1 protein-coding gene is annotated in these 1942 nt (G+C 49.7%); it reads right to left on the bottom strand.

The features are described 5' to 3' along the window. Nucleotides 1-1942, bottom strand: a 1942-nt coding sequence (locus tag D8862_RS09460) for an SHIRT domain-containing protein (RefSeq protein ID WP_221762943.1), incomplete at both ends; no start/stop codon positions are given.

Raw genomic sequence — 1942 nt, 5'->3', positions numbered from 1 at the left:
GGACTTGTTGACTACAGCGCTAGCTGCGTCGTAACCCTTGAAGGTCCATGTGCCATCGTTCACTGCGTCGGTGTATGTGGTTTGGGATGGTTGTTGAGCGGAAACAGAGTTACCATTCTCATAAGTTGCACTGTCGCTTGGGGTCAATGCTGCGATAGCTGCTGGAAGTTGCTTACCTGCTGTTGCACTTGCGAAACTGTAAGTAGCTTGGTACTTGTTAGCTTCAAAGGTCCATTTACCTACAAACTCCACATCGGACTTGTTGACTACAGCGCTAGCTGCGTCGTAACCCTTGAAGGTCCATGTGCCATCGTTCACTGCGTCGGTGTATGTGGTTTGAGATGGTTGTTGAGCGGAGACAGAGGCACCATTCACATATGTTGCACTATCGCTTGGAAGTAGCGTGGCAATGCCTGCTGGAAGAGCCTTACCTGCTGTGGCGCTCTCGAAGCGATAAGTCGCTTGGTACTTGTTAGCTTCAAAGGTCCAGTTACCTACAAACACAACATTAGCCTTGTTGACAACGGCGCTAGCTGCGTCATAGCCCTTGAAGGTCCAGGTGCCGTCGTTCACAGTATCTGTGTAAGTGGTTTGGGATGGTTGTTGAGCGGAGACAGACTCACCATTCTCATATGTTGCACTGTCGCTTGGCGTCAAAGCTGCGATGGCTGCCGGAAGAGCTTTTCCTGCTGTGGCGCTCTCGAAGCGGTAAGTCGCTTGGTACTTGTTGGCTTCAAAGGTCCATTTTCCTACAAACTCTACATTGGACTTGTTGACAACGGCGCTAGCTGCGTCGTAACCCTTGAAGGTCCAGGTGCCGTCATTCACTGCGTCGGTGTATGTGGTTTGAGATGGTTGTTGAGCGGAGACAGAGGCACCATTCACATATGTTGCACTATCGCTTGGAAGTAGCGTGGCAATGCCTGCTGGAAGAGCCTTACCTGCTGTGGCGCTCTCGAAGCGATAAGTCGCTTGGTACTTGTTAGCTTCAAAGGTCCAGTTACCTACAAACACAACATTAGCCTTGTTGACAACGGCGCTAGCTGCGTCATAGCCCTTGAAGGTCCATGTGCCGTCGTTCACTGCGTCTGTGTATGTGGTTTGGGATGGTTGTTTAGCCGAAACAGAGGCACCATTCACATAAGTTGCACTGTCACTTGGAAGCAGCGTTGCGATACCTGCTGGAAGAGCTTTACTTGTTCCTTCGCTCTCGAAGCGGTAAGTCGCTTGGTACTTGTTAGCTTCAAAGGTCCATTTTCCTACAAACTCTACATTATCCTTGTTCACGACTGCATTGCCTGCGTCATAGCCCTTGAAGGTCCAAGTGCCGTCGTTCACAGTATCTGTGTAGGTCGCTTTCGCTGGTTGTTTAGCCGAAACAGAGGCACCATTCACATAAGTTGCACTATCGCTTGGAATCAAAGCGGTGATTTCCGCTGGAAGAGCTTTTCCTGCTGTCTCGCTCTCGAAGCGGTAAGTCGCTTGGTACTTGTTGGCTTCAAAGGTCCATTTTCCTACAAACTCTACATTAGCTTTGTTGACTACAGCGCTAGCTGCGTCGTAACCCTTGAAGGTCCAGGTGCCGTCGTTCACTGCGTCGGTGTAAGTGGTTTGGGATGGTTGTTTAGCCGAAACAGAGGCACCATTCACATATGTTGCACTGTCGCTTGGCGTCAAAGCTGCGATGGCTGCCGGAAGAGCTTTTCCTGATGTCTCGCTCTCGAAGCGATAAGTAGCTTGATACTTGTTGGCTTTAAAGGCCCATTTTCCTACAAACTCTACATTGGACTTGTTGACTACAGCACTAGCTGCATTGTAACCCTTGAAGGTCCAAGTGCCGTCGTTCACACTATCTGTGTATGTGATTTGAGATGGTTGCTTAGCGGAAACAGTATTTCCATTTTCATATGTTGCACTGTCGCTTGGGGTCAAGGCTGCGATG

The sequence above is a fragment of the Streptococcus oralis genome (assembly GCF_003942585.1).
Classification (GTDB): Bacteria; Bacillota; Bacilli; order Lactobacillales; family Streptococcaceae; genus Streptococcus; species Streptococcus oralis_BE.
The sequence above is the reverse complement of the archived record's forward strand: the minus strand, read 5'-3'. Positions and strand labels throughout refer to the sequence as shown.